The organism is Rhizobium sp. 007 (assembly GCF_015353075.1).
Taxonomy (GTDB): Bacteria; Pseudomonadota; Alphaproteobacteria; order Rhizobiales; family Rhizobiaceae; genus Rhizobium.
This window is the reverse complement of sequence record NZ_CP064188.1, coordinates 2252270-2277229: the sequence shown is the minus strand read 5'-3', so window position 1 is coordinate 2277229 and position 24960 is coordinate 2252270. Positions and strand designations below refer to the sequence as shown.

The 24960-nt window shown below is 60.8% G+C and carries 23 protein-coding genes and 1 pseudogene; 10 read left to right on the top strand and 14 right to left on the bottom strand.

Going from position 1 to position 24960, the window contains the following annotated elements:
* Positions 1–135: 135 nt before the first annotated feature.
* The 4 genes and pseudogenes from ISN39_RS38055 to ISN39_RS31790 form a co-directional block, all read right to left on the bottom strand.
* Positions 136–225: pseudogene (locus ISN39_RS38055) on the bottom strand (type II toxin-antitoxin system VapC family toxin); the annotation flags it as partial.
* Positions 225–482 (bottom strand): type II toxin-antitoxin system VapB family antitoxin, encoded by a 258-nt coding sequence (locus tag ISN39_RS31800; RefSeq protein WP_194731848.1) that lies wholly within the window; start codon positions 480–482, stop codon positions 225–227. The pseudogene ISN39_RS38055 and the gene ISN39_RS31800, both read right to left, overlap by 1 nt.
* A gap of 55 nt (positions 483–537) precedes the next feature.
* Entirely contained in the window at positions 538–741 is a 204-nt protein-coding gene (locus tag ISN39_RS31795; RefSeq protein ID WP_194732006.1) for a hypothetical protein, read from the bottom strand.
* Positions 742–879: 138 nt separating this feature from the next.
* Complete coding sequence (locus ISN39_RS31790) at positions 880–1446, bottom strand: TetR/AcrR family transcriptional regulator (RefSeq protein WP_194732001.1); 567 nt, start codon at positions 1444–1446, stop codon at positions 880–882.
* Between the two features lie 312 nt (positions 1447–1758).
* Between ISN39_RS31790 and ISN39_RS31785 the strand changes: the two genes are divergently transcribed.
* Genes ISN39_RS31785 through ISN39_RS31775 form a run of 3 tightly spaced genes read left to right on the top strand, consistent with a single transcriptional unit; the run spans position 1759 to position 5506 of the window.
* Positions 1759–2235: a (2Fe-2S)-binding protein gene (locus ISN39_RS31785; protein ID WP_194731847.1), complete on the top strand. Its 477-nt coding sequence runs from the start codon at positions 1759–1761 to the stop codon at positions 2233–2235.
* Entirely contained in the window at positions 2232–3215 is a 984-nt protein-coding gene (locus tag ISN39_RS31780; RefSeq protein WP_194731846.1) for a xanthine dehydrogenase family protein subunit M, read from the top strand. Before ISN39_RS31785 ends, ISN39_RS31780 begins: the two co-directional genes overlap by 4 nt.
* A complete protein-coding gene (locus ISN39_RS31775; RefSeq protein WP_194731845.1) occupies positions 3212–5506 on the top strand; it encodes a xanthine dehydrogenase family protein molybdopterin-binding subunit in 2295 nt (764 codons plus the stop codon). Before ISN39_RS31780 ends, ISN39_RS31775 begins: the two co-directional genes overlap by 4 nt.
* A gap of 88 nt (positions 5507–5594) precedes the next feature.
* On the opposite strand, the gene ISN39_RS31770 is transcribed toward ISN39_RS31775, so the two are convergent.
* Entirely contained in the window at positions 5595–6056 is a 462-nt protein-coding gene (locus tag ISN39_RS31770) for a helix-turn-helix transcriptional regulator (RefSeq protein ID WP_194731844.1), read from the bottom strand.
* A gap of 317 nt (positions 6057–6373) precedes the next feature.
* On the opposite strand from ISN39_RS31770, the gene ISN39_RS31765 reads away from it, so the two are divergent.
* From ISN39_RS31765 to scpA, 7 genes are all read left to right on the top strand, one after another.
* Positions 6374–7576 (top strand): MFS transporter, encoded by a 1203-nt coding sequence (locus ISN39_RS31765; RefSeq protein WP_194731843.1) that lies wholly within the window; start codon positions 6374–6376, stop codon positions 7574–7576.
* A 156-nt stretch (positions 7577–7732) separates the two neighbouring features.
* Positions 7733–9088 (top strand): LLM class flavin-dependent oxidoreductase, encoded by a 1356-nt coding sequence (locus tag ISN39_RS31760; protein ID WP_194731842.1) that lies wholly within the window; start codon positions 7733–7735, stop codon positions 9086–9088.
* Positions 9089–9102: 14 nt separating this feature from the next.
* Entirely contained in the window at positions 9103–9945 is an 843-nt protein-coding gene (locus ISN39_RS31755; protein WP_194731841.1) for an ABC transporter ATP-binding protein, read from the top strand.
* Between the two features lie 22 nt (positions 9946–9967).
* Positions 9968–11032, top strand: a complete 1065-nt coding sequence (locus ISN39_RS31750) for an ABC transporter substrate-binding protein (protein ID WP_194731840.1) — start codon at positions 9968–9970, stop codon at positions 11030–11032.
* 64 nt (positions 11033–11096) lie between these two features.
* Positions 11097–11873, top strand: coding sequence for an ABC transporter permease (locus ISN39_RS31745; protein ID WP_246763520.1), 777 nt, complete (start codon positions 11097–11099; stop codon positions 11871–11873).
* A 1-nt stretch (position 11874) separates the two neighbouring features.
* The gene (locus ISN39_RS31740; RefSeq protein WP_194731838.1) at positions 11875–12648 is read left to right on the top strand and encodes an ABC transporter permease; all 774 of its coding nucleotides are present in this window, start codon (positions 11875–11877) and stop codon (positions 12646–12648) included.
* Positions 12649–12764: 116 nt separating this feature from the next.
* Positions 12765–14903: a methylmalonyl-CoA mutase gene (gene scpA / locus ISN39_RS31735; RefSeq protein ID WP_194731837.1), complete on the top strand. Its 2139-nt coding sequence runs from the start codon at positions 12765–12767 to the stop codon at positions 14901–14903.
* A 280-nt stretch (positions 14904–15183) separates the two neighbouring features.
* Here the strand turns inward: scpA and ISN39_RS31730 are convergent, their stop codons facing one another.
* From ISN39_RS31730 to ISN39_RS31690, 9 genes are all read right to left on the bottom strand, one after another.
* Positions 15184–16248 (bottom strand): PHB depolymerase family esterase, encoded by a 1065-nt coding sequence (locus tag ISN39_RS31730; RefSeq protein WP_246763490.1) that lies wholly within the window; start codon positions 16246–16248, stop codon positions 15184–15186.
* A 120-nt stretch (positions 16249–16368) separates the two neighbouring features.
* Positions 16369–17535: a fumarylacetoacetate hydrolase family protein gene (locus ISN39_RS31725; protein ID WP_194732000.1), complete on the bottom strand. Its 1167-nt coding sequence runs from the start codon at positions 17533–17535 to the stop codon at positions 16369–16371.
* Between the two features lie 184 nt (positions 17536–17719).
* The gene (locus ISN39_RS31720; RefSeq protein WP_246763519.1) at positions 17720–18532 is read right to left on the bottom strand and encodes a transporter substrate-binding domain-containing protein; all 813 of its coding nucleotides are present in this window, start codon (positions 18530–18532) and stop codon (positions 17720–17722) included.
* A gap of 80 nt (positions 18533–18612) precedes the next feature.
* Positions 18613–19395, bottom strand: a complete 783-nt coding sequence (locus ISN39_RS31715; protein WP_275593312.1) for an ATP-binding cassette domain-containing protein — start codon at positions 19393–19395, stop codon at positions 18613–18615.
* Positions 19392–20132 (bottom strand): ABC transporter permease, encoded by a 741-nt coding sequence (locus ISN39_RS31710; protein ID WP_194731834.1) that lies wholly within the window; start codon positions 20130–20132, stop codon positions 19392–19394. Before ISN39_RS31710 ends, ISN39_RS31715 begins: the two co-directional genes overlap by 4 nt.
* Complete coding sequence (locus ISN39_RS31705) at positions 20132–20851, bottom strand: ABC transporter permease subunit (RefSeq protein WP_194731833.1); 720 nt, start codon at positions 20849–20851, stop codon at positions 20132–20134. Before ISN39_RS31705 ends, ISN39_RS31710 begins: the two co-directional genes overlap by 1 nt.
* Before the next feature lie 108 nt (positions 20852–20959).
* Positions 20960–21814, bottom strand: coding sequence for a transporter substrate-binding domain-containing protein (locus ISN39_RS31700; protein WP_194731832.1), 855 nt, complete (start codon positions 21812–21814; stop codon positions 20960–20962).
* 34 nt (positions 21815–21848) lie between these two features.
* The gene (locus ISN39_RS31695; RefSeq protein ID WP_194731831.1) at positions 21849–23531 is read right to left on the bottom strand and encodes a M28 family peptidase; all 1683 of its coding nucleotides are present in this window, start codon (positions 23529–23531) and stop codon (positions 21849–21851) included.
* Positions 23524–24948 carry a M20 family metallopeptidase gene (locus tag ISN39_RS31690; protein WP_194731998.1) on the bottom strand — a complete coding sequence of 475 codons (1425 nt, stop codon included), beginning with the start codon at positions 24946–24948 and terminating at the stop codon, positions 23524–23526. The genes ISN39_RS31695 and ISN39_RS31690 overlap by 8 nt, the downstream gene beginning before the upstream one ends.
* Between the last annotated feature and the right edge of the window lie 12 nt (positions 24949–24960).

Genomic DNA, 24960 nt, shown 5'->3' with positions numbered 1-24960 from the left:
TGGAAAGCGCCAAGGTTCTGCACCAGCCGAATCGGGTACGCGGGCAGATAAGGTGGCTGTCGCTTTTGCTTTCGGATTTCAATTAACCAGCCGCGCCCGTCCTCGGTCTGGTCGCGCCCGAGGTTGAGCCCGATAAATAGGGTTGGCGACGACCGTTCTCTCGAGCGTTGCGGCCTCTGGTTCACTGCGCAGGATCGCGACAATCGCAGAGGTATCGATCACCATCAGTTCGGAATTCCATGCTCATCGAAGCCGATGATTTCTTCATCGCTTCGGCTGTCGAGTTCGGGCAATCGCGACACTCGCCCACGGATCGCCTGCATCTCGGTGAGCAGACGCTCCTGCGCCACATCGCCGTATCCCATGCGAAGTAGACGCTCCGTCAAAGCCTGATGAATGGCTGCGGTCTTGCTGATACCTTGCCGCCGCGCAAGCTCGTCAACGAGAGCGACTGTGGCGGGGTTTTTGATATTGAGCGACATGACAGCTCCGATATTTCTACCTTTTGAGGCATTTCTACCCTAAATTTCATCGCTGTCAAAACTCCGGGGCGGCGCTCATTGCAATCCCGGCCCGCGGCTGGCCGTAATTGTCTTCGAACACCACGCGTTCGCCGATCGCCAATTCGAGCAGGGCGTGCGTTGTCTTTTGCTGATGCAGAAAGTGCAGCCGGTCAACGACCGCATCGTGCGATGCGATCACCTCTGCTTCATTCAAGTCTCCAAGGTCTGTCCCGTGCATTTTAGGCGCCCGTCCAGGTCAATCGTCGCTCCGAAAACCGGCCAATGCAATCGAGGATCAGCGCTACCCACAGCATCAGCGATGCAAAGGTCTCCCCTTGCCACCCGTTCTGCCCCACTTAACGGAATCGCTTCCGACCTAATCGGCCGGCCCCATTTTTACACCCCATTTAAGTCCATCCATCAACAGGCGGATCAGCCTGCGCGAGCGTTCCCGCCATTCCGGCGAGTCGGGCATCGAATAGATGCTGGAAAGCGCATGCAAGAGGTCGGTGCTCTCCACGTCGCTGCGGATCATGCCCTTTGCAGCAGCGTTGTCCACCAACTGTCGAAGAGCCCCGGAGATGATGCCGGCGCTTTCGGCAAAGAGCTCCGAGTTGCAATTCAGCAAAATGCGCAGGCTTTGTGCCATACCGCGCTTGGCGGCAATGTAGTTGACGAAACGGTGCATCCATTCTTCAAGGGCCTGGTCCGCCGGATGCGTTGCCGCCAGATCGCTGGCGGCCGTCGCCAAATTCTGCAGCTCCCGCCGATAGACAACTTCGACCAGATGTTCGCGCGTCGGAAAGTGCCGGTAGAGCGTACCGATACCGACGCCGGCACGCCGAGCGACCTCCTCCAGCGAACCTTCGACGCCATGATCGGCGAAGACGTCGGCGGCAACAGCAATGAGTTTGTCGCGGTTGCGCAACGCATCGGCACGCATGCGTCTTTCGGGTTTCGTATCGCTTCCGGCTATTGCCTTTCCGGTCAAAAGCCTCTCCTGCGGATGGGGACTTGACGCTGCCGCGCAAGCCGCTAGTTTAATCGGAGGCACCTCCGTTTAACTTGAGGGCCTTGCACCTGTTATCGCAGAAAGAGGCGGAATGTCATGTCTCAATTGCGCAGGCGCCACGAGGTGAAAGCAAATCCCGCAGAGACCGAAACCAGATTTTAGCTGGCGCAGGCGCTTTGCAATTCAAGACCCGGCTATTTTCAATGACGGCGCTAAATTCCTCCGTCGAGGCAGGAGAACACCATGACCCGGACAATCAACCTCAGGCTTGATATCAACGGTGCATCGCACGCGCTTGCTGTCGATCCACGCGTGACGCTGCTCGATGCATTGCGTGAACATCTGGCGCTGACCGGCACGAAGAAAGGCTGCGACCACGGGCAGTGCGGCGCTTGCACCGTCCATATCGACGGCAGGCGCGTGCTTGCCTGTCTCACGCTTGCGGCCCAGGCCGAGGGGCGGCAAGTCACGACAATCGAAGGCCTCGCCGCGGCAGACGGCACCCTTCATCCGGTGCAGGCGGCGTTTCTTGAGCATGATGCTTTCCAGTGCGGCTATTGCACGCCGGGCCAGATCATGTCGGCGGTTGCCTGCATTGGCGAGGGTCATACGGGCTGCGATAGCGAGATCCGTGAATATATGTCCGGCAATCTCTGTCGGTGCGGAGCCCATAACAGCATCGTAGCGGCGGTGCGCGAAGCTGCGGAGATGGCGCGATGAAAGAGTTTTCCTATTTGCGCGCATCGTCGGCCGATCAAGCCCGTGAGGCGGCCGCCCGGCAAGGCGCGATGGTCATCGCAGGCGGCACCACCCTGCTCGATCTTGCCAAATGCGGCGTTTCCGCGCCGGAAACGGTCGTCGATATCACATTTCTTTCCGGGCTGGACGCAATCTCGTCGACCGAGACAGGCGTTACCATCGGCGCGCTTGCCAAGATGAGCACGGTCGCCGAGCATCGGGTCATAAAAGAAGCGTTCCCTGCGATCTCGCAATCGCTGTCGCTGGCGGCTTCCGCCCAGCTTCGCAATATGGCGACGATTGGTGGCAACCTCCTGCAGCGCACCCGCTGTCCGTATTTCCGCGACCCGGCGGTCTTCAAGGCCTGCAACAAGCGCGAGCCGGGTTCGGGATGTTCGGCGATCGGCGGAATGACCCGCAACCACGCCGTCCTCGGCACCAGCGAGCACTGCATCGCGGGCAATCCCGGCGATCTCGCGGTGGCGCTCGTCGCGTTCGACGCGGTGGTCCATCTGGGCGTGCGGCAGATTGCAGTCGACGACTTCTTTCTGGCGCCGGGCAACACGCCGCAACTGGAGCATAAAATTGAACGCGGTGAACTCATCACCGCCATTTTCATCCCCGCCTCGCAAGCAGCCCGAAGATCGATTTATCTCAAGGTCCGCGACCGGCAATCCTACGAATTTGCTGCCGCAAGCGCTGCTGTCGGCCTCGAGCTGGAAGAGGATGGCAAAACGATCCGCGACCTTCGTGTTGCGCTCGGAGGCGTTGCGACAAAACCGTGGCGCGCCCGCGCGGTCGAACGCGCCTTGATCGGCAAGACCGTCGAACCGGCGGCGATCGCAAAAGCAAGCGTGCTTGCCATTGAGGGCGCCATCGACCATGGCGCCAACCGGTACAAGATCGACCTGGCGCCACGTGTCGTTGCTCGCGCCATAGAAAGATTGGGAGGTCTGGCATGACCGTCATGGAACCGAAAATCAAACGCGGTGATGCAGCAGATGGTGTGCTCGGAGGCCGCCTGTCGCGCTTGGATGGACCGGCAAAGATCACCGGCAAGGCAAGCTACGCGCTCGAAAATCAAATCGACGGCGTCGTTCACGGCGTGATGGTCCAGAGCACGATTGCGGCAGGCACAATCAGCTCGATGGACATCTCTGCAGCTGAGGCATCGCCTGGCGTGCTGCTCGTGCTGACCCCGGACAACATCATGGAGCTGAAATCGGCAACCACCTGGGCCGGCACGCCCGGTCCTGAAGGTCCTTATCTCGCGCTGACCAACGAGATTACCTTCAGTGGGCAGCATGTTGCAGCCGTGTTCGCCGAAACGCTCGAACAGGCGACCGCTGCCGCGGCGTTGATTAAGGTGAGCTACGACGAGAAGCAGGCCATCTTCGGCTTCGATGATCCACGGGCCGGGGAGGGTATTGCGGTCGAGCAAATGACGATTGAATGGGGTAACGCAGAACAGGCGCTGGCTGAAGCTCCTGTTCGGATCGAAGCTGAATATAAGACACCGCGTGAATACAACGTGCCGATCGAACCCCATGGGCTGATCGCCAAATGGGACGGCGATGTGCTGACGCTTTGGGAACCGAGCCAATGGGTGGATGGCATGGCGCGCAGCTATGCCGAGTGGTTCGAATTGCCCTTCGAGAATGTGCGGATCATCTCGCCCTATATCGGCGGCGGTTTCGGTTCCAAGGCACTCTCGTTGCCGCATGCAGCACTTGCGATCATGGCCGCTAGGAAGCTCGACCGTCCCGTCAAGCTCGCGGTCACCCGTGCGCAGACATTCACTGCCTTCGGCGGCCGCCCTGCCACCCGGCAAACGCTGGCGCTCGGCGCAACGAAGCAAGGAAAGCTGCTTTCGATTGTCCAGCGCGGGGCCAATGAAACGGCGATGACGGGTGTGGCCGTCGAGCCGCTCGGTGCCGTCACCTCGATCATGTATGACGTGCCGAACTTCAGCTCGAGGCAGAACATCGTTCCTGTGCATACGGTTCTGCCCGGCGCGCTTCGTGCTCCCGGCGAAAATCCCAGTGCATGGGGCCTGGAGTCGGCAATCGATGAACTCGCCTATGCCGTCGGCATCGACCCCGTCGAGATCCGTTTGCTGAACTATGCCGAGCGAGACCCGCATGCCAAGATCCCTTGGTCGACGAGACAACTGCGCGAAGCCTTTGCCGTGGGTGGCGAGGCCTTCGGCTGGTCGAAGCGCTCGCCAAAGCCGCGTTCCATGCGGGACGGCAACGCGTTGATCGGCTGGGGTGTGGCGGCAGGCACCTATCCGGTGCGCCGCACGCCTGGTGAGGCACTTGTGCGAATCCTTGCCGATGGTACGGCGGAGATTGCAAGCAGCGGCATCGACATGGGCCAGGGGACCTATACCATCATGGCCCAGACTGCCGCTGAAATCCTTGGCATCCCAGTCGAGCAGATCCACGTCAAGCTCGGCGACTCGGCCTTGCCGAGGGCGCCCGTCGCTGGCGGCTCGCAGCTTGCAAACCTGATGACGGGTGCCGTTCATAAGGCCGCCCTTGCCGCGCGCGACGAGTTGATCGGGCTTGCTCTCAACGATGCGAATTCGCCGTTCCGGGACGCGCAGGCCAATACGCTCACGATCTCTGAAGGCCGGATCTTGCCGCCGAGGGGAGAAGGTGATGGCGTCGCGATTGCAGACTTCATGCGGCAGATCGGCCGTGAGAAGGTCGAGACGCTGCGTGACACGCTGCCGCAAGACAAGCGGGATGGAAAAGACCGCTACGACAACTTTACGACGATGATGACAATGAAGGCGCCGACTGAAGGCGGCTATTCGCTCCATAGCTGGTGTGCGCATTTCGTCGAGGTTCGCGTCGATGAGGATTTCGGCACGGTCCGCGTCGCGCGCATGGTTTCCGCGCTCGATTCGGGAAGGCTCTACAACCCGAAGCTCGCCGAAAGCCAGTGGCGGGGCGGCATCATCATGGGCATTGGCCAGGCGTTGCTGGAGGAAGGTATTGTCGACGAACGATATGCCCGCGTGATCAACAACAATCTGGCCGACTATCTCGTGCCGACCAATTCGGACGTGCCCGACCTTCAGGTGATTTCCGTCGGCATCCCCGATTACCGTGCCTCGGTGCTCGGCGGCAAGGCTGTCGGCGAATTGCCGATCGTCGGGGTGGCACCTGCGATCGCCAACGCCGTCTTTCACGCGACGGGCAAGCGCATCCGTTCGTTGCCGATCACGCTGGAGAAGCTCATCTAGGCTGGGTGCTGCGAATAAAGAACGCTCCCACAGCTCCGGCAAGGCCGGGCCAGGGAGCATTGCGGTTCTCCCGGCAGCGGGTTTTTCCTCAAGCGTCGAGCGGAGCGCTCGTCTCAGAGTTTGCCGGATCGACAGTCATATCCCGGCGCTCTGCGGCCTGAGCCATCGCCTTGACGAGGGAAAGGACCTTTTCACGCACGGTTGGGTCGGTGATCTTCAAGAAAGCGCGATTAAGCGCCAGCCCCTCCTTCGAACGCAGGAATTCTCCGACCGGGTCGAAGTTTTCGGAGGGCTCCAGTCCGTCGAGGCTCAGCGGCTGCGCGGCGTCCTGCTGGAAGAAGAAGCTCGGCGGTACGGCAAGCACTTCGGCAATCTTTTGCAGCCGGCTTGCGCCGATGCGGTTCATGCCCTTTTCGTATTTCTGCACCTGTTGAAAGGTAACGCCGATCTGGTCGGCCAGCCGCTCCTGGCTGAACCCCAACAGCAGCCTCCGCATCCTCACGCGCGAGCCCACGTAGACGTCGATTGCATTAGGAGCTTTTGCGTTCATTTTTGGGTTCCATGGACTGTGTTGACGGGGCGCCCTTTCGAGGCGGCATTTCGGGCAGAATGATAGTGTATGAGCACATAGGAAAATTCAATTGGTACTTTCTTGTGGCGGAATCATTCGTGCAGCAATACAGGCGTTCCAGCGAAATTAAAGCATCAGCGTACCAAACTTGGGAAAACTGGGCTGTAACTGACGCGCAAGTTGCGCTAAATGCTCTGCTTGCGGCCGCCGAGAGCTTCCCCAGGGCTCCAGTCGCCGGATTCATCTTATGAAGAAGTGATCGGCGGCACGCGCAGCGGTCCGCAGGAGAAATGCCTATGGCCGTATTGAGCGAGACTTCCCCCCGTTTCGAGAAGACGACGATGTCGATCCTCGTGGCTGTCAGCTTCTGCCATATGCTGAACGACATCATGCAGTCGCTGCTTTCCTCGCTTTATCCGCTCTTCAAGGCAAACTACGATCTCGATTTCGTCCAGATCGGACTTCTGACGATGACTTTCCAGGTCACGGCATCCCTGTTGCAGCCCTTTGTGGGGATCGTCACCGACCGCTGGCCGATGCCTTATTCTCTGCCGGTCGGCATGGCCAGCACCTTCTGCGGCCTGATCCTGCTCGGCAATGCCGCAAGTTTCGAATTGTTGCTGGTGGCTGCGAGCCTCATCGGTTTTGGTTCGGCCGTCTTTCATCCGGAATCCTCGCGCGTTGCGCGTCTTGCCTCCGGCGGCCGTCATGGTTTTGCGCAATCCTTCTTCCAGGTCGGCGGCAATGCCGGCCAGGCCATTGGGCCGCTGATTGCCGCCTTCGTCGTGCTGCCGCTCGGCCAGCACAGCGTCTCCTGGCTCTCCGCCATCGCGATGATCGGCATCGTCGTGCTCGGCTGGGTCGGCAACTGGTTCATGAGCCACCGCCGGCAGAATGCCGGAAAGCCTGCGGTGAGCCGTGCGCTGCCCTTGCCGCAGAACAAGGTGATCATTGCGCTCATCATTCTCGTCTTGCTGACGGCGACGAAGAACGTCTACATGGCGAGCGTGTCGAGCTACTTCACATTCTACGTCATCGAAAAATTCCAACTCGATGTGCAGCAGGCCCAACTGATGCTGTTCCTCTTCCTCGGTTCGGTCGCCGTCGGCACCTTCCTCGGCGGGCCAATCGGGGATCGCTTCGGTTCCCGTTTCGTAATCTGGTTCTCGATCCTTGGGGTCATTCCCTTCGCATTGCTGCTGCCTTATGCAAACCTCTTCTGGACCGGTATCCTCAGTGTCGTGATCGGCCTTGTCTTTGCCTCTGCGTTCTCGGCGATCGTCGTCTTCGCGCAGGAACTGGTGCCCGGTCGCGTCGGTCTGATCGCCGGCGTCTTCTTCGGCTTCGCCTTTGGGGCCGGGGGACTGGGTGCTGCCTTCCTCGGCGATTTCGCCGACAGCCACGGCATTGAGTTCGTCTACCGGATCTGCTCGTATTTGCCGCTGCTCGGCCTGCTCACGGTCTTCCTGCCGCGCATTCCGAGGCACAAGGCCGTCTGATCCGGCTCCCCAAATCTCGACCGCAATGCTTTCCCGTCCCGGTGTGAAAGCCCTAGAGATTTAATTTCCCGGATCAAACCGTAATAGAATACTATTTCTATGGATTATAGTTATTGTTGCTAGGCTTTCCGGATCGCCATTGCCGAGGAGAGCAACATGACCGACACTCGCCGAGAGCTCAAGCTTGGAGCCTTTCTCTATCCGACCGGCCACCATGTTGCCGCCTGGCGCCATCCCGATGCGCAAGCCGACGCCGGCTCCAACTTCGCCCATTATGTCGCGCTTGCGCAGGCTGCCGAAGCTGCAAAATTCGATCTCATCTTCATGGCGGATGGTGTCGGTACCCGCGGCACGGACATCGAAGCGCTGAGCCGTACCGCCATCCGCTACGTCGCGCAGTTCGAACCGATCACACTTCTTTCGGCACTTTCCGCCGTAACCAGGAATATCGGTTTTGTGGCAACCGCCTCCACGTCCTACAACGAGCCTTATCATATCGCCCGCAAATTTGCCTCCCTCGATCACATCAGCGGCGGTCGAGCGGGCTGGAACCTCGTTACTTCGTCGAGCGAACATGAGGCCCATAATTTCGGCCGCGACGAGCATTATGCCCATGCCGAACGCTACGAACGCGCAGAGGAATTCGCCGACGTGGTGCGCGGCCTTTGGGATACCTGGGAGGAAGATGCCTTCCCTCGCGACAAGGAAAGCGGCATCTATTTCGACCCCGACAAGCAGCATATCCTCAATCACAAGGGCAAGTATTTCAAAGTCCGCGGGCCGCTGAACGTTGCCCGTGCGCCGCAGGGACATCCGGTGCTGGTTCAGGCAGGCTCCTCCGAGCCCGGCAAGGAACTTGCCGCCCGTACCGCGGAAGTGGTCTTCACCGCCCACCAGACGACCGAGGATGCGCGCGCCTTCTACGCGGACCTCAAGGGCAGGCTCGCAAAATACGGCCGCGACCGCGACGATCTGAAGGTCATGCCCGGCATCTTCCCAGTCGTCGGGCGTACCGAGCAGGAGGCGCAGGACAAGTTTCAACAGATCCAGGATCTCATCCACCCGGCCGTCGGGCTGTCGATGCTCGCGGGCATGGCAGGCTCGATCGATCTGTCGCAATATCCGCTGGACGGCCCAGTGCCGGAGCTTCCCGAAACCAACAGCAGCAAGAGCCGCCAGAAATTGCTGCTCGATCTTGCGCGCCGCGAGAACCTCACCATCCGCGACCTTTATCTTCGCATCGCCGGCGCCCGCGGTCATTACCAGGTCGTCGGAACGCCGGTGCAGATTGCCGACAAGATGGAGGAGTGGTTCACGACGGGGGCTGCCGACGGCTTCAACATCATGCCGCCGCATCTGCCGGTCGGCCTTTATGATTTCATCGAGCATGTTCTGCCGGAGCTTCGCCGCCGCGGCCTTTTCCGCAGCGACTACGAAGGCCGGACGCTTCGTGAAAATCTCGGCCTCGGCGTGCCGCAACATCCGGCCAGCGCCCAGATCGCTGCCGAATAAGGGGAGGAAACAACATGACCAGTTCGACCCATCTCGAAATCCGCAGCGTCACCCGCGACTTCCAGGTGAACGGCAACAAGCTCACCGCACTCGACGATATCAGCCTTGATGTCGCAGAGGGTGAATTCGTGACGATCGTCGGCGCCAGCGGCTGCGGAAAATCGACGCTGCTGCGCCTTGGCGCCGGACTCGATACGGCCTACGTCGGCTCGATCACCCATGCCGGAAAAAGAGTAACCGGTCCCAGCCTCGATCGCGGCATCGTCTTCCAGGAGCCGCGGCTGTTTCCCTGGCTGACCGTCGGCCGCAATGTTGCGCTCGGGCTTGAGAACGCCGGCCTTGGCACGGCCGAAAAGAAGCGTCTCGTCGAGGAGCATCTGGAGCTGGTCGGCCTGTCGGCCTTCGCCGATGCCTATCCGCACCAGCTGTCGGGCGGCATGGCCCAGCGCGCGGGCATTGCCCGCGGGCTTGTCAACCGGCCGAACGTGCTTTTCCTCGATGAGCCCTTTGGCGCGCTCGACGCGATCACCAAGACGCGGCTGCAGGACGAGCTTCAGGAAATCTGGGCCAGGGAGCGCATCACCATGATCCTCGTCACCCATGATGTCGAGGAGGCGGCCTATCTCGGCGACCGCGTCGTCGTGATGTCGCCACGCCCCGGCCGCATCCGCGAGATTGTGCCTGTCGATCTGCCGCGGCCGCGCGACCGGACCTCGGCAGCACTTTCTAAAGTCCGCAACCGCGTGCTCGAAAGCCTCAGCACCACGACGAAGGCTGGCCCACAGCAGAGCCCCGGCGTTCCCCCCAAGGCCCGCAAGGTGGCTGGACTGCGTCCAGCCATTGCCGCAGCCGGCTAATTTGTCGAAACGGAGAGAAATTATGAAACTTGCATCCCTTGCCGCAGGTATTGCGCTTGCACTTGGCCTCTTCACTGATGCGCTAGCTGAGGAGCCGCTCGTCATTCATGTCGGCTATGCGGCAATCGGCGTCGATAACCGGCCTTACTCGGAGGGCACATCGGCGGCCACGGCGCGTGCTGGTGAATACCTGGAGAAGGAATTCGCAAACGATCCGAATATCAAGATCGAATGGACATTCTTCAAGGGCGCCGGCCCGGCGGTCAATGAGGGCTTTGCCAACGACCAGCTCGATTTCGCCTACCAGGGCGACCTACCCTCGCTGATCGGGCGGGCAACCGGCTTGAAGACCAAGTACCTGCTGGCAAGCGGTGCCCGCAAGCCACTCTATCTTGCTGCCGCAAAGGCCTCCGGCATCACGAGGATCGAGGACCTGAAGGGACGCAAGATCGCCCTGCAGCGCGGCACGAATGGTCATCTTGCCGCCATCAAGGTGCTTGCGGCTCACGGACTGAATGAGCGCGACGTGCAGGTCGTCAATCTCGACAGTGCCGGAACGGTCGCTGCGCTGACGAGCAAGGACATCGATGCAGCCTTCGGCGACACGCAGCTCATCAACCTGGCGGCCAAGGGTGCAGCCGACATCATCTACACGACCAAGGGCGATGATCCGCGCTTTGGTCGCAATGCCGGCGTGATCGGCCGCCAAGCCTTCATCGAGGCGCATCCGGAAATAACGCAGCGCCTCGTCGATGCCTTCGTCAAGGCGGCGAAATGGTCGTCCGACGAGCCAAATCGTCCCGCGCTTTTCGAACTCTGGCACAAGTCCGGCACGCCGGTTCCGATCCTGGAGGAATATTTTAGCAACGACACGCTGGCTTACCGCAACTCGCCACTCATCGATGACCTGCTGGTGTCGCAGTACAAGGAGCAGGCGGTAAAGGGCAAGGAGTTCGGTCTCATCCGCCGCGATGTCGATCTCAACGGCTGGTTCGAGCCGAAATACTTGAACAGTGCGATCGAACGGCTGGGCCTCAAGGATTTCTGGCAATCTTACGGCGCAGATGGAAAACCTCACGCATCTTAAGCTGACGCAAACGGAGACAGGCATGGCTGCAATCTTCGAGGCCGTCGACGATGCCGGCATTCGCATGGCGCGGCGACGGCGAAGCCGCGCCGTCTTCGGCGCAGCCGGTCTGGTCCTGCCTGCCGCGCTTCTTGGCCTCTGGTGGGTGGCCTCGGCAAAGGGCTGGCTTGCAGAACAAATCCTGCCGCCGCCTTTCTTCGTCTATGAGACGGCGCGCGACATGATCGCAAGCGGCGAACTTCTCTTTCACGCCGGCGTCAGCCTTCGCCGTGTGGTGATCGGCTTTGCAATCGGTTCCGTGGCCGGGCTTTGCCTCGGTATCGCGATCGGCCTGTCGCAGAAAATCGAGGACTATGTGAAGCCGCTCTTCCTTGCCTTTGCGCAAATCCCGACGCTCGGCTGGATCCCGTTGCTGATGCTTTTTGTCGGCATCGGCGAAACGCTGAAGATCATCATCATCGCCAAGGGAGCGCTCGTGCCGATGACGCTGAATACCTTTTCCGGCATCCGCGGCGTATCGCCAAAATACGTCGAGGTCGGCGAAGCGCTGTGTTTCAGCCGCTGGCAAAGATTGCGGCTGATCGTGCTCCCGGGCGCCGTCCCCTCGATCTTTACGGGCGTCCGCTACGGTCTAACCCATTCCTGGACCTCGCTTGTCGGGGTCGAACTGCTCGCTTCGTCCGAAGGACTTGGCTATCTGCTCGTCTGGGGCCGGCAGATGTTCTGGCTCGATACGGTCATCGTTGCCATGATTGTCATCGGCCTCGTCGGCTTTGCCATGGACAAGGGCTTGGATCGCACCGAAATGCTGATCCAGCGCTGGAAACGTCAGGAGATATGACATGAGCGTGGCACTCTCCGCCCGCTTCCGCCGCGGCGTCACACTGCCGGTCCTTCTTCTTGTTGCATGGGAGATATCGGCCCGCACTGGCCTTGCCGACCCGCGGTTCCTGCCTTCTCTTAAAGACGTGGCGCTGACGGCCAAGCGTGAGATTTTCGACAACGGCCTCTTTGCCGAACTCGGCTTTTCTTTGATGCGCAATATCGCCGGTTTCGGGATTGGCACCGTCCTAGGCATCGCCTTCGCAACGCTACTTGCGCTCTCGCGTCCCGCCGACCGGCTGATCTCACCCACCTTCAACGGCCTGAAGCAGATTTCGCTGCTTGCGTGGATCCCGCTCATTTCCGTCTGGTTCGGCTTCGGCGAGCAGGCGAAGATCGTCTTCGTGGCACTTGCCGCCTTCATCCCGATTGTGCTCAACACCTATGAAGGAATGCGCAGCGCTCCCGCCGATCTCATTGAAGTCGGCCGCGCGCTGAAATTCACGACCCGTCAACGTATCCTGCGCATCCATCTGCCGTCGGCCATGCCGTCGATTGCCACCGGCGTGCATCTCGGGCTGATCTACTCCTGGCTTGCGACGGTGGGTGCTGAATATTTCCTCGCCGTCGGCCCGGGCATCGGCGGGCTGGTCATCGCCGGCCGCGAGCGTTTCGACATGGCCCTTGTCATGGTCGGCGTGTTCGTTCTCGGCCTGGTCGGCTTCTCGCTCAACCGTCTCGCCTATGCGCTTGAATCCTACCTCCTGCGCTGGCGGCCGAGACAGGCGCGATAGGCGCCACGCTGGACATGGAAATCGCCAGTTTCCTGCGTAAATTATCCTAAGGCCCTATCGCGCCGTATACGGTTCGAGTGATAGCGTGCGGCCAAAAGGAAATGCCGGAGGAAAACATGGCCAAGAAGACGACCGCGGATTGGGCGGCATTGGCGCAGAAGGAGCTGCGCGCTCAGCCTGAGACGCTGACCTGGCACACCCCAGAAGGCATCGACGTCAAGCCGCTTTACACGGCCGCCGATATCGAAGGGGCGGGGCATCTCGACTCCCTTCCGGGATTTGCACCCTTCGTCCGGGGTCCGCGTGCGACGATGTATGCCGGCAGGCCCTGGACGATCCGCCAGTATGCCGGTTTTTCGACGGCCGAAGAATCCAACGCCTTTTACCGTCGCAATCTCGCCGCCGGCCAGAAGGGCCTCTCCGTCGCCTTCGATCTCGCCACCCATCGCGGCTATGACAGCGACCATCCGCGCGTCGAAGGTGACGTCGGCAAGGCCGGTGTCGCAATCGACTCGGTCGAAGACATGAAGATCCTCTTTGACGGCATTCCGTTAAACGAGATGTCCGTGTCGATGACCATGAACGGCGCGGTCATTCCGATCCTTGCCTCCTTCATCGTCGCAGGCGAGGAGCAGGGCTGCTTAAGGGGCGATCTTTCCGGCACCATACAGAATGACATTCTCAAGGAGTTCATGGTCCGCAACACCTATATTTATCCGCCTGAACCTTCGATGCGGATCGTCGCAGACATCATTGAGTATACGGCGAAGGAAATGCCGAAGTTCAATTCGATCTCGATCTCCGGCTACCACATGCAGGAGGCGGGTGCGACATTGGTTCAGGAGCTTGCCTTCACGCTGGCTGATGGCCGCGAATATGTGCGGGCGGCAATCGCCAAAGGTCTCAATGTGGACGACTTTGCCGGACGTCTTTCCTTCTTCTTTGGGATCGGCATGAACTTTTTCATGGAGGCGGCGAAGCTGCGCGCGGCCCGGCTGCTCTGGGCGCGGATCATGGAGGAGTTCGAGCCGAAGAAATCGTCCTCGTTGATGCTGCGCACCCATTGCCAGACCTCGGGCGTGTCGCTGCAGGAGCAGGATCCCTATAACAACATCATCCGCACTGCCTTCGAAGCGATGTCGGCGGTGCTGGGTGGCACGCAGTCGCTGCACACCAATTCCTTCGACGAGGCGATCGCGCTGCCGACGGAATTTTCCGCGCGTATCGCCCGCAACACGCAACTCATCCTGAGCCATGAGACAGGTGTCACCAGGGTCGTCGACCCGCTCGCCGGCTCCTATTATGTCGAGAGCCTGACGCAGGAACTGGCAGACAAGGCATGGGCTCTGATCGAGGAGGTCGAGGCACTTGGCGGCATGACACGCGCAGTCAACGACGGCCTGCCGAAGCGGTTGATCGAGGAAGCCGCCGCGCGGCGGCAAGCTGCGGTGGACAAGGGCGATGAGGTTATCGTTGGCGTTAACAAATACCGCCTCGAAAACGAAGAGCCGATCGACATCCTGGAAATCGACAACAGCGCCGTGAGAGCCGCGCAGATCAAGCGGATCGAAGAGACGAAGCGCCGGCGCGACAGCGCCAAGGTCGCCCAAACGCTCGCTGCGCTTGTCGATGTCGCCCGCAGTGGAAAAGGCAATCTCTTGGCTGCGGCCGTCGAGGCGGCCCGTGCGCGCGCCACCGTGGGCGAGATCTCCGATGCCATGCGGAAAGCCTTCGGCGATCACGCCGCGACGCCAAGGGTCATCAAGGATGTCTATGGCGAAGCCTATCGCGACGAGCCGGAGCTTGCGGTCTTGAAGAGCCGCATGTCGGACGTCAGCGCGGCGCTCGGCCGCAGGCCGAAGATCATGGTTGCCAAACTTGGCCAGGACGGCCATGACCGCGGCGCCAAGGTGATCGCATCGGCGTTCGGCGATATCGGTTTTGACGTACTTGCCGGTCCGCTTTTCCAGACGCCGGAAGAGGCGGCGCAAATGGCGATCGGCGAAAACGTCAACGTCATCGGTGTCTCGTCGCTTGCCGCCGGTCACAAGACGTTGCTGCCGCAGCTCGTCGATATCCTGAAAGCAAAGGGCGGCGGCGATGTCATCGTCATTTGTGGCGGTGTCATCCCGCGCCAGGACTATCAGTTTCTGGCTGATCACGGTGTTTCTGCCGTTTTCGGCCCCGGCACGCATGTGCTCGACGCCGCCAATTCCGTGCTGGATCTTATGCAGGGAATCCGGCGCAACCAGTAGATTCCTGGCCGGCATTTGCCGCTGTTGCAAGCGATCGGCAGGATCTTCTGCGTGGTATTTTTTGATACGCGCAGGCCAAGCCGGAAACGGAAATCGCCGAACCTACGTCGCTTGCCGGATGTTGCCGGGCCAAGCTTTTTTTCTTTGCCGGTTGCCGTCGAGGTGACCGCCAGATGGGGCGCTAAGCTTAACCTTGCTGCATCGGTTTCGAGGAACTGATGGATCGGCAACTGGCGACTATCGCCAAGGCAAGAGCCGTTGCTGGACTGCCGGCAGGAGGTTAGCGAAGCAGCCCGGCTGCGCGCAGCGCGTCATTGATGATTTTGCCGACCCGACTGTCGCCGGGCTCCGGTTGAGGGCTTCGTCGCTCTCTTGCGCCAGCCAATTTCCGAGCGCCAGACCCCTCGGCAGCGGCGAACTCTGTTGCTTCGACATCGGAATCGGAAGCGAGGCCCCAACTGCGCGCAATGCGCGCGGTTGACGAAATGCCCGCCTCAAGCATGTAGGGCCCCGGTCGGCCGAACGAGGAGCCGCCTTGGGTTGCAAGAGGAAGGCCATGCGCCATGCCTTTGATGGAATAGGTTTCGATGACCGTTCGCCCATCGGCATCGTACCAGACCTTGTGCTGGTGCCCATTAGCCACTTCCGTGCGATCCGGTTCTTTACGTGTCGCGTGAACGCCGCTCCACTGATCCACGATCTGATCTGCATTCCTCGGTCGCACGGTTTGATCATGCGTTCCATGCCACACGGATACAGTCGGCCACGGACCTGCGTGATGTCCGGCACGCTTCAACGCGGACCGGAGCTTGGCGGCGCTCGACGGATTTCGCCCCTGCATTTGTGCGAACGCTTCTGCAACATTGGCCGCCGCGCCATAGGGAAGTCCCGCGATGATCGCGCCGCCCGCGAACATCTCAGGATAGGTCGACAGCATCGCGTTCGCCATTGCGCCACCTGCTGAAAGACCCGTCACGAAAACACGGTTTGGATCGATGCCCTGTGACTGAACGACATGTGCGACCATTTGGCTGATGGATGCGGCTTCGCCCGCACCGCGTCGTGCATCCCCGGGTTCAAACCAATTGAAACAGAGGTTCGGGTTGTTCGAGTGCTGTTGTTCTGGATAGAGAACCGCAAATCCCCGCCGCTCAGCGAGCTGCGACCATCCAGAACCCAGTGCATATCCTTTAGCTGTCTGGGTGCAGCCATGGAGGGCTACGACGAGCGGGGTTCGCGTATCCATATGTGTCGGGAGGAACAGCCAAGCCTTGAGCGCGCCGGGATTGGACCCGAATGCTGCGATCTCGACAAGGCGTTCGTGAGGTGAATCTCGAAAGGACACATGCTTCTCCTTGAGCCAACAAAGGCGCCGAGGATACATATAGGGACGATTGCTGCAGTGCACAAATGCGGGGAGGCCAATTGCCGCAGATCCAGGCGGGCGAACTGGGCCGGAGCTATGTCAGGCGCGAAGCAGCCCCCGCGCGGCGAGGTTTGCCATCAAAGCCGAAATGCCGAACGTCCATGGGGGGCATTCGGTGGAAAGGCGAACGGTATTGACGAGCGTTCCAAGCCCAGATGAGGAGATCTCGACTACATCGCCGACCTTGTGCGTAAAGCCCTGGTTGGGGGCGTCGCGGTCCTGCGTCGGGGCAAACAGAGTGCCGAGGAACAGCATGAACCCATCCGGATACTGATGATGAGGCCCGCAGGTCTGCCTGACGAGATCGGTCGGGTCGCGGCTGATCTTCGACATTGAGCTCTTTCCGTTGAGAACGAAGCCGTCCTGGCCGGTGACCTTCAGGTCAAGCTCGGCCTTGCGGACCTCGTCGAGGCCGTAGGTGGCGTCGAACAGGCGAACGAAAGGACCGATGGAGCAGGAGGCATTGTTGTCCTTCGCCTTGCCGAGCAGCAGCGCCGAGCGGCCTTCGACATCGCGCAGGTTGACGTCGTTGCCGAGGGTCGCGCCCTTGATTTCGCCGCGGCTGTTGACCGCAAGCACGATTTCCGGTTCCGGATTGTTCCACGTCGAAATCGGATGCAGGCCAACATCGGCACCCCAGCCGACGGAGGAAAGAACCGGCGCCTTGGTAAAGACCTCGGCATCCGGGCCGATGCCGACTTCGAGATATTGCGACCACATGCCTTCGTCGATCAACGCCTGCTTGACCTTTGCCGCTTCCGGAGAGCCTGCTTTGATGTTGGCGAGGCTGCCGCCGATCAGTGTGCCAACGCGGCTCCGGATCGAGGCTGCGCGATCCGGATTGCCGGCAGCTTTTTCCTCAATGACGCGCTCGATCATCGATTGGGCAAAGGTCACACCGCAGGCCTTCACGGCCTGAAGGTCTGCCGGCGCCAAGAGATAAGGCCTGGCAGCGTCCGGCCTGCCGGTGCTGTTTGCTGCCACTGTTTCGAGTGAAGCAAGCCGATTGCCATCCGCTTGGCGCACGAAACCTGCCGGATCGGCTTCCTCCAGAAGCGCGCTCAATGTCGGGGCTTGCCTGGACGTTATGTCGACTATTTCTCCGTCGCGGATCGTGACAATCGCCGGACCGGCTGCCTGCGGATTCCAGACGCGGCCGACAAACAGGCCGCCCGATGAGGCGTCGTCGAGAAGCTGAGGCATGATGACCTTCCGTCGCAGTCGAGCTTTTGCTCATGTGATTAGAAATTCGCCGCCCTCCAGCAGCGCCGGAAAATCGATCACATCTGTCCGGGCGGGGCAAGGTCAAAAATACGACCGCAAGCAAGTTGAGAAGTCTTTGGTAAAATCAGGCCGGCGGCGCTGGGTGATGCCGCCGGCCCTGGCAATGTCACTTCGGTGTCACGTCGAAGCCGAACCACTTTTCCGAGAGCGTCTTGATGGTGCCGTCGGCCTTGGCGGCGGCAATCGCCTTGTTGAATTCCTCTTTCAGCTCGGAATCGCTCTTGCGCAGGCCAACCGAGCTGCCGCGGCCAAGAAAGCCGCCCTGGAAGCGCGGGCCGGCGGTTGCCATGTCTTCGTTGCCCGGTTTTTGCGATGCCGTGGTCAGATAGGCCATGGAGGCCATGACGAGGTCGACACGGCCGGCCTTGAGATCGAGGTCGTGCTCTTCGGTCGTTTTGTATTCGCGAACCTCGACGACACCCTTCAGATATTTGTCAACAAAGGCTGCGGCCGTCGATGCGGTCTGCACGCCGATCGTCTTGCCCTCAAGCATCGGCTTCAGCTTGTCAATTTCGGCGGCCGCACCTGCTTCATCGCTTGCAAGCGAAAAGACCTGGCCCTTTTCGGGCATGTGGGCGAGATCGCTGGATTTGGACGTTGCAAATGCCTGGCCCGTCGAGCCGTAGGAGTCGCTGAATGCGATGACTTCCTCGCGCTTGGCGGTTGCCGACATGCCGGAGATGATCGCATCGAACTTGCCGGCATTGAGTGCCGGGATCATGCCGTCGAAGTTCTGAACGACGATCTTGCATTCCACCTTCATGTGATCGCAGAAATACTTGGTGAGCTCGATTTCATAGCCGTCGAGCGTGCCGTCCGGCTTGGTAAAGTTGTAGGGCTTGAATGCGCCTTCGGTGGCGATCGTGACCGTCGTCCACTTCTTTTCTTCGGCATGTCCGGCCGTCGAAATGGCCAGCATGGTAATGGCGCAAGCCGCCGCCGCGATGCGATTGAAAGGTGTCATGTAGGCTCCCCTTTTCTTGGTTTGGGTTGAAGCTGTCATTTGCTGATGAATTGCCGGAAACGATCCGATTTCGAGTTGGCAAACACGTCCTGTGGCTTGCCGTCCTCTTCGACGAGGCCCTTGTGGAGGAAGACGACGCGGCTGGAGACGTCGCGGGCAAAGCCCATCTCGTGCGTGACCACGAGCATTGTGCGTCCTTCCTCGGCAAGCGCGCGCATGACGCGCAGGACTTCACCGACGAGTTCCGGATCGAGCGCTGAGGTCGGTTCGTCGAAGAGCATGACCTTCGGCCGCATCGCCAGCGCCCGGGCGATTGCTGCGCGCTGCTGCTGGCCGCCGGAAAGATGGGCGGGATAGAAATTCCGCTTCTCGGCAATGCCGACCTTGGCAAGCAGAGCCTCGGCCTCTTCGACGCTTTCGGCGCGGGGCCGGCCCTGGACGTGGATGGGCGCCTCGATGACATTTTCAAGCACGGTCTTGTGGGACCACAGATTGAAGCTCTGGAAGACCATGCCGAGCTGCGAGCGGATGCGGTCGACCTGCCTGCGATCGGCCGGACGGCTGCCGCCCCTGCCGTCAGCCGCCATACGGATCGTCTCACCGGCCACGGTGACCTCGCCGGAATTTGGCGTTTCGAGCAGGTTGATGCAGCGCAGAAAGGTCGATTTGCCGGAACCGGAGGAACCGAGAATGGAAACGACATCGCCTTCGTGGGCGTCGAGCGAGATGCCCTTCAACACTTCGACGGGGCCGAAGCTCTTGTGCATGTCCTTGACGCTGAGTGCGATCGGCGAAGGGGAGGGCATTGCCGCGGTCATCGCGCGTCTCCTTCAATGGGTGCGGTGGAAAGGCCTGCCGGAGGATGTGGCACGGGCTGGCGCAGGTGCGGGCTCAGCCAGTATTCGAGAAGATGGACCAGCCGCGTCAGCAGGAAGTTGATCGCGAGATAGATGGCACCTGCGACGACGAAGACCTCGATGGCACGGTAGGTCTCGGAGATAATTTTGGCGGCAACACCGGTTACCTCCATAAGCGTTATGATGGAGGCAAGCGAAGTTGCCTTGACCATCGATATCATTTCGTTGCTGTAGCCGGGCAGCGCTTGACGAATGGCAAGCGGCAGGAGGATGCGTCGGAACTGCATCAGGCGTGGCATGCCGCAGGCCCGGGCTGCCTCGATCTGCCCGAAAGGTACCGACAGGAGGCCGCCGCGGATGATCTCGCTGCCATAGGCGGCCGTGTTCATCGTCAACGCCAGAACGGCGCACCAGTAGGGCTCGCGCAGGAAGGGCCAGAATAGGCTGTGGCGGACTGCTGGAAACTGCCCAAGACCGTAGTAGATCAGGAAGATCTGTACGAGCAGCGGCGTGCCGCGGACGATGAAGATGTAGCTTCGTGCGAACCAGTCGAGGGCTGTGATGCCGGAGAGCCGGCAAAGTGCCAGGGCAAGCGCGAGGATTGCGCCAAGTATGATCGATGTCGCGGCAAGCTCCAGGCTCAACGGGATCGCGGACATGAGGCTCAAGAAGGTCTCGAAGAGAAATTGCCAGTCCATCAGCTTCTCCTCACACCGCGCGAAAAGTGCTGCTCGGCGCGGCGCATGAAGAGACCGGAAACCGTCGAGATCAGCAGGTAGATTGCGCCCGCGATGAGATAAAAATCGAATGGCAGGCCGGTCGATCCCGCCGCCACCTGGGTCTGGCGCAACAGCTCGGCGACACCGGTAATCGAGACGAGCGCCGATTCCTTCAGTACCACCTGCCAGACATTGCCGAGCCCCGGCAGTGCGTGGCGCAGCGTCAGCGGCGCGACGATCCGCCGAAAGCGCAGCCATCGGCTCATGCCGCACGCGATCGCCGCTTCGATCTCGCCGGCATGCACCGCCTTGAACGCGCCACGGAAGACCTCGGTAAACTGCGCCCCGGAGGTGACCGCGACGGCGAGCGACCCGGCGAGGAAGCCGGGAAAGCCGACGAAGCCCTGGGCACCAAAGAGCTGGCCGACGGCGGTGACAACGGCACTGCCGCCGAAATAGAAGAGATAGATCACCAGGAGATCGGGAATTCCGCGCAGCACGGTCGTATAGGTGTCGGCTGCGATACGAAGCCCGCGGCTTCCCGATATCTTGGCCCAGGCTCCGAAGGACCCGATAACCGCGCCGATCGAATAGCCGGCAAGTGCGATCAGAATTGTCATCCATGCACCGGCAAGCAGTGCCTTGCCCCAGCCGTCCGGGCCGAAACTGACCAGTTCCAGGATGCCGGGCTGGTTCATGGCGCCTGCCTTTTGCATTTTTCTTGAGGAGCTGGAAACGACATGTCACCCATCACGGAAAAGTCGGTGGCGGAATAAGGCGACGGTCTGCCGCCGCCTGGATCAAGATCAATTCGTCTCGAAGGATGGCGTGAGGTCGATCTTGCTCCAGTGTTCGGAGAGCTTCTTGATCGTGCCGTCCTTTGCAGCGGATTTGATGGCTTCGTCGAATTTCGCCTTCAGATCTGCTTCGCCCTTGCGCATGCCAAGGGCGACTTCCGTGGCGAGCATGGCGCCCTTTATCAGCGGTCCCGACATCATCAGTTCGTCGTTGCCAGATTTCGCAAGTACGGAGGTCGCATAGACGCCGCTGTCAAAGCCGGCATCAATGCGGCCTGCCTTCAGGTCGAGGTCGCGTTCGCCGGAATTCTTGTAGGCGCGCACCGTGACATTGCTGCCGAAGTAAGCATTGATCAATTGTTCCTGGCTGGTCGACTGGACAACACCGACGGTCTTGCCGTCCAATGCCTCGCCGATCTTGGCCATGACGGGATCGGCCTTGCTCTTGTCGTTGAGGTTGAGCTTCTGTCCGGTCATCGGCAGGAAAGCGACAGTACCGTTCTTCAGCAGAATGAAGCTTGCAACGCCACTGGCGTATGGAACGGTGAAATCGACAACCTGCCGGCGCTTTTCATTGATGCCAAGCGTCATAACCAGATCGAACTTGCCGGCATTGAGGCTCGGGATCATGGCGGTCCACTCGCCGGGAGTGAGCTCACACTCCACTTTGGCCCGGGCGCACAGATCGTTGATCAGGTCGACATCGAAGCCGGCGAGCTTGCCGCTGGAATCCATCATGTTCCAGGGTGGAAAGGCGCCTTCTATGCCGACCTTCACATGTGTCCAGTCCTTGGCTTCGGCAGCAATTGCAGCCGTGCTCAAAACGGCCGCCAGACCGAAGAAAAGCAGATACTTTCTTTTCATGACATCATTCCCCTTTTTTATTGCGGTTCGCTGTTCAGGCATCAAATGCAGATCTCAACGCGGCATTGGCCTTACGAAGGGCGTGGGCGATGCGATTGCGGGTCTGCCGGGCATGAACGACATAAAATGCCGTGTCGGGTGCGTGCTCGGGCAGGCCGGCCAGTTCGCGCAGGCCTTCCAAAGCCGGCCAAGGCGGATGCGGCAGAGCTGAATCGTGATGGAAGCGATCGCCGCGCGTATAGTTCAGTGGCACGAGCTGGCGGGACGCGCGCATCAGCGCTGCGTTGAGACGCTCGGCCTGCTTTAGGCAGCCACCGCTCGCCGCCAGAACTGCCTGGGCATTGCGCCGGAGCTCGGCAATCGCGCCGGCAATCGGTGAAAGATCGAGGCGGCCGCCAATGGCGGTACTCAGCCGCGTCAGCTCCTCTTCAAGCGAGGCGGCGTAGGCCGTGTAGTCCAGTGGCAGAACGGGGGAGATGAGCAGGCGCTCGAGAACTTCGATGATGATCTGTGTGTCGCGCCGCAGATTGTCCGGGTCGATATGGTCGATGGTGTCATGGGCAGTGTGCCACCACCAACCGAGCGCCGTCAGCATCTTTATCGGTCCGGGAGGCTGATGGCTCAGGCTGCCGAACATCGACGGAATACCGATGCCCCAGAAGGACTGGTCGGCCGCGCGGCCGTGACGTCGGCCGGCATGGCGCTGGCCGGTGATTTTCTCGATCGCCTCGGCCGCCAGCGGTCTGAGTTCGTCGATCACGCTGGAATTGCTCAAAATCGCCGCGCCCTTCCCACCCGTCGAGTCGACATTGACGTGGACGGCGCAACGGCGCTCGAGATCATCGAAATATTCGTCGGCATACCAGGCTGAGCCGGAGTAGCGCCCATGCGAATGACCCGACCAGAAGCAGATGCGCAACCCGCGCTTCCAGCTCGACGCCGCTTCGCCCAGCAGTCGTGCTGCCTCCAGCATCGTCGCATTCGCGCCGCCATTGTCCATGACGCCGTAGTGCCAGGTGTCGTGATGACCCGACAAAAGTATGAACGGATCGTCTGCCCCTTTACCGGGGGCGGGCATCTCGGCTACCAGCAAAGGTGTCTTGGTCCAGCGGGTGTCGACCTCGGCAAACAAGACGGCCTTGACGGTTTGGCCGTCTGCAAGGCGTTTGCGCAACGCGGCGCCGTCATGTGCGTCGATCGAGCAGATCACGGTCGCAGGAAGGCGGTCGCGGGTATGCTGGGAGGGGTTTCCCCACACGGGCGAAACGCACATTTCATAAAGATGCTCGGTAGGACTGACATGGAGCTGGCCGCGCGCGCCGGCCGCACTTGCCAGCGCCGCGACCTCTTCGGTTGCAATGCCATCCACGAGAACGATCTTTCCAGTCACCTCGGCCTGCGAAAAATCGGCTTCGGTGCCTTCGCCGACATGAACGAGTTCGGCGCTGATGCCCGCAGGCGGGCTGGAAGCGGACATCGAATGGGTGATGCAGCGAAGAGCTGCGCCGTCGATTTCCACCTTTGCCTGTCCCGGCAGGCTGATGAAGGCCTCATGAAACAGCAGCTCGGTGCGATAGCCATAGCTTGTCATCTGCCGGTTGAGGTAGCCGAAACTTTCCAGCTCCTCAGCCGTTCCGGACAGCTTGACGCGTCGGGAAAACTCCCGAAGATGCGCCATCAGGCGCCCGACATCGGGTTGTGTGAGCTCGTCAGGCATGTCGTTTCTCCGGCAGCGGCGGCTGCACGTCATCCGGGATAGGATTGACGAAGGGTGTCCCGTCGAGGCGGGCTTTGAGGTCGGCCTTGGCGGCATCGATGAGGGACGGGTCGCAGATCAGATCAACGGCCGTGCTTGCCATCACCTTTGCTGCATGTTCGGTGCCCTTATGGGCGGCCGGAAGCTTGCCCTGTGCGACAAGCTGCCAGGAATGGCCGGGTGTACCGATCGCATAAGTCGCGCCGCGCATCTGCACGGTCGGAACGACCCAGCTCACGCTGCCGACATCGGTCGAGCCGACGATAGAGCCGTCTCCGGAATACAGCGGGATTATCTCCTCGCAAAGCGGTTGATCCTTATTCGGTTTCAAGCCGAAGCGGGCATAGGAAGACGCGACATCCTCCGCACTCATCGTCTGCTGGAACGTGCGGGCGGTTTGTTTGTCATTTTCGTCAAAAACGGGAGGGCCGAGACGCTGGAGATGGGCAAACATCCGTTCTTCCAGCGGGGTATTGCCGACCAGGTTCGCATCGCCGCTGAGGATCTCGCTGCGGACCGACGTCTCGGTCATCAGCGCCGCCCCCTCGGCGACTTTTTTGACGCGCGCAACAAGCGACAAAAGTTCGGGCAAAGTGCGGGCGCGGATGAGATAGCGCACGGTCGCGCGGGCCTGGACGACGTTTGGCGCAGCGCCTCCGGCATCGGTCACGGCATAATGAATGCGGGCCGTCGATGGCATATGCTCGCGCATGTAATTGACGCCGACATTCATCAGCTCGACGGCATCGAGCGCACTACGGCCGAGGTGCGGTGTCGCGGAGGCATGCGAGGCACGGCCGGTGAAATGGAAGTTGAGTTCGTTGCAGGCAAGCGAGATCGGATTGTTGACGCCGGCAAAGGCAGCCGGGTGCCACGAAATGGCGACATCGACGTCGTCGAAGACGCCGGCGCGCACCATGAAGCCCTTGGAGGAGCCACCTTCTTCGGCCGGGCAACCATAGTAGCGCACGCGTCCCTTCAGGCCGTTCTGTGCAAGGAAATCCTTGACTGCAGCGGCCGCAAGCATTGAACCGGCGCCTAAAAGGTTATGACCGCAACCATGACCATTGCCGCCGGCAATTGCTTCGCGCTGCTCGGCAAGGCCTGCCACCTGGCTGAGGCCCGGCAGCGCGTCGAACTCGCCGAGAATTGCAATAACCGGTCCGCCCTCGCCGGCCTCTCCCAGGACGGCTGTCGGCATCCCGGCGAGGCCGCGTTCGACGCGAAAGCCTTCCTGTTGCAGAAGCCGCGCATGTTCGTCTGACGAGCGATATTCCTCATAGTTCGTTTCCGGCAGATCCCAGATGCGATCGCTGAGCGCAAAGAAGATTTCGCGCTTGCCTTCGACGATGTCCCATACGCTGTCCGAGTTTTTCATGGCTTTCAAAAC

Excerpts from the sequence above, each read along its gene's own strand:
- ISN39_RS31755 (WP_194731841.1), top strand. The coding sequence starts at position 9,103 with ATGACCAGTTCGACCCATCTCGAAATCCGCAGCGTCACCCGCGACTTC.
- ISN39_RS31700 (WP_194731832.1), bottom strand. The coding sequence starts at position 21,814 with ATGAAAAGAAAGTATCTGCTTTTCTTCGGTCTGGCGGCCGTTTTGAGC.
- ISN39_RS31745 (WP_246763520.1), top strand. The coding sequence starts at position 11,097 with ATGGCGCGGCGACGGCGAAGCCGCGCCGTCTTCGGCGCAGCCGGTCTG.
- ISN39_RS31690 (WP_194731998.1), bottom strand. The coding sequence starts at position 24,948 with ATGAAAAACTCGGACAGCGTATGGGACATCGTCGAAGGCAAGCGCGAA.
- ISN39_RS31765 (WP_194731843.1), top strand. The coding sequence starts at position 6,374 with ATGGCCGTATTGAGCGAGACTTCCCCCCGTTTCGAGAAGACGACGATG.
- ISN39_RS31770 (WP_194731844.1), bottom strand. The coding sequence starts at position 6,056 with ATGAACGCAAAAGCTCCTAATGCAATCGACGTCTACGTGGGCTCGCGC.
- ISN39_RS31780 (WP_194731846.1), top strand. The coding sequence starts at position 2,232 with ATGAAAGAGTTTTCCTATTTGCGCGCATCGTCGGCCGATCAAGCCCGT.
- ISN39_RS31790 (WP_194732001.1), bottom strand. The coding sequence starts at position 1,446 with ATGCGTGCCGATGCGTTGCGCAACCGCGACAAACTCATTGCTGTTGCC.
- ISN39_RS31720 (WP_246763519.1), bottom strand. The coding sequence starts at position 18,532 with ATGCTGGCCATTTCGACGGCCGGACATGCCGAAGAAAAGAAGTGGACG.
- ISN39_RS31740 (WP_194731838.1), top strand. The coding sequence starts at position 11,875 with ATGAGCGTGGCACTCTCCGCCCGCTTCCGCCGCGGCGTCACACTGCCG.
- ISN39_RS31785 (WP_194731847.1), top strand. The coding sequence starts at position 1,759 with ATGACCCGGACAATCAACCTCAGGCTTGATATCAACGGTGCATCGCAC.
- ISN39_RS31795 (WP_194732006.1), bottom strand. The coding sequence starts at position 741 with ATGCACGGGACAGACCTTGGAGACTTGAATGAAGCAGAGGTGATCGCA.
- ISN39_RS31695 (WP_194731831.1), bottom strand. The coding sequence starts at position 23,531 with ATGCCTGACGAGCTCACACAACCCGATGTCGGGCGCCTGATGGCGCAT.
- ISN39_RS31705 (WP_194731833.1), bottom strand. The coding sequence starts at position 20,851 with ATGAACCAGCCCGGCATCCTGGAACTGGTCAGTTTCGGCCCGGACGGC.
- scpA (WP_194731837.1), top strand. The coding sequence starts at position 12,765 with ATGGCCAAGAAGACGACCGCGGATTGGGCGGCATTGGCGCAGAAGGAG.
- ISN39_RS31710 (WP_194731834.1), bottom strand. The coding sequence starts at position 20,132 with ATGGACTGGCAATTTCTCTTCGAGACCTTCTTGAGCCTCATGTCCGCG.
- ISN39_RS31800 (WP_194731848.1), bottom strand. The coding sequence starts at position 482 with ATGTCGCTCAATATCAAAAACCCCGCCACAGTCGCTCTCGTTGACGAG.
- ISN39_RS31775 (WP_194731845.1), top strand. The coding sequence starts at position 3,212 with ATGACCGTCATGGAACCGAAAATCAAACGCGGTGATGCAGCAGATGGT.
- ISN39_RS31715 (WP_275593312.1), bottom strand. The coding sequence starts at position 19,395 with ATGACCGCGGCAATGCCCTCCCCTTCGCCGATCGCACTCAGCGTCAAG.
- ISN39_RS31760 (WP_194731842.1), top strand. The coding sequence starts at position 7,733 with ATGACCGACACTCGCCGAGAGCTCAAGCTTGGAGCCTTTCTCTATCCG.
- ISN39_RS31750 (WP_194731840.1), top strand. The coding sequence starts at position 9,968 with ATGAAACTTGCATCCCTTGCCGCAGGTATTGCGCTTGCACTTGGCCTC.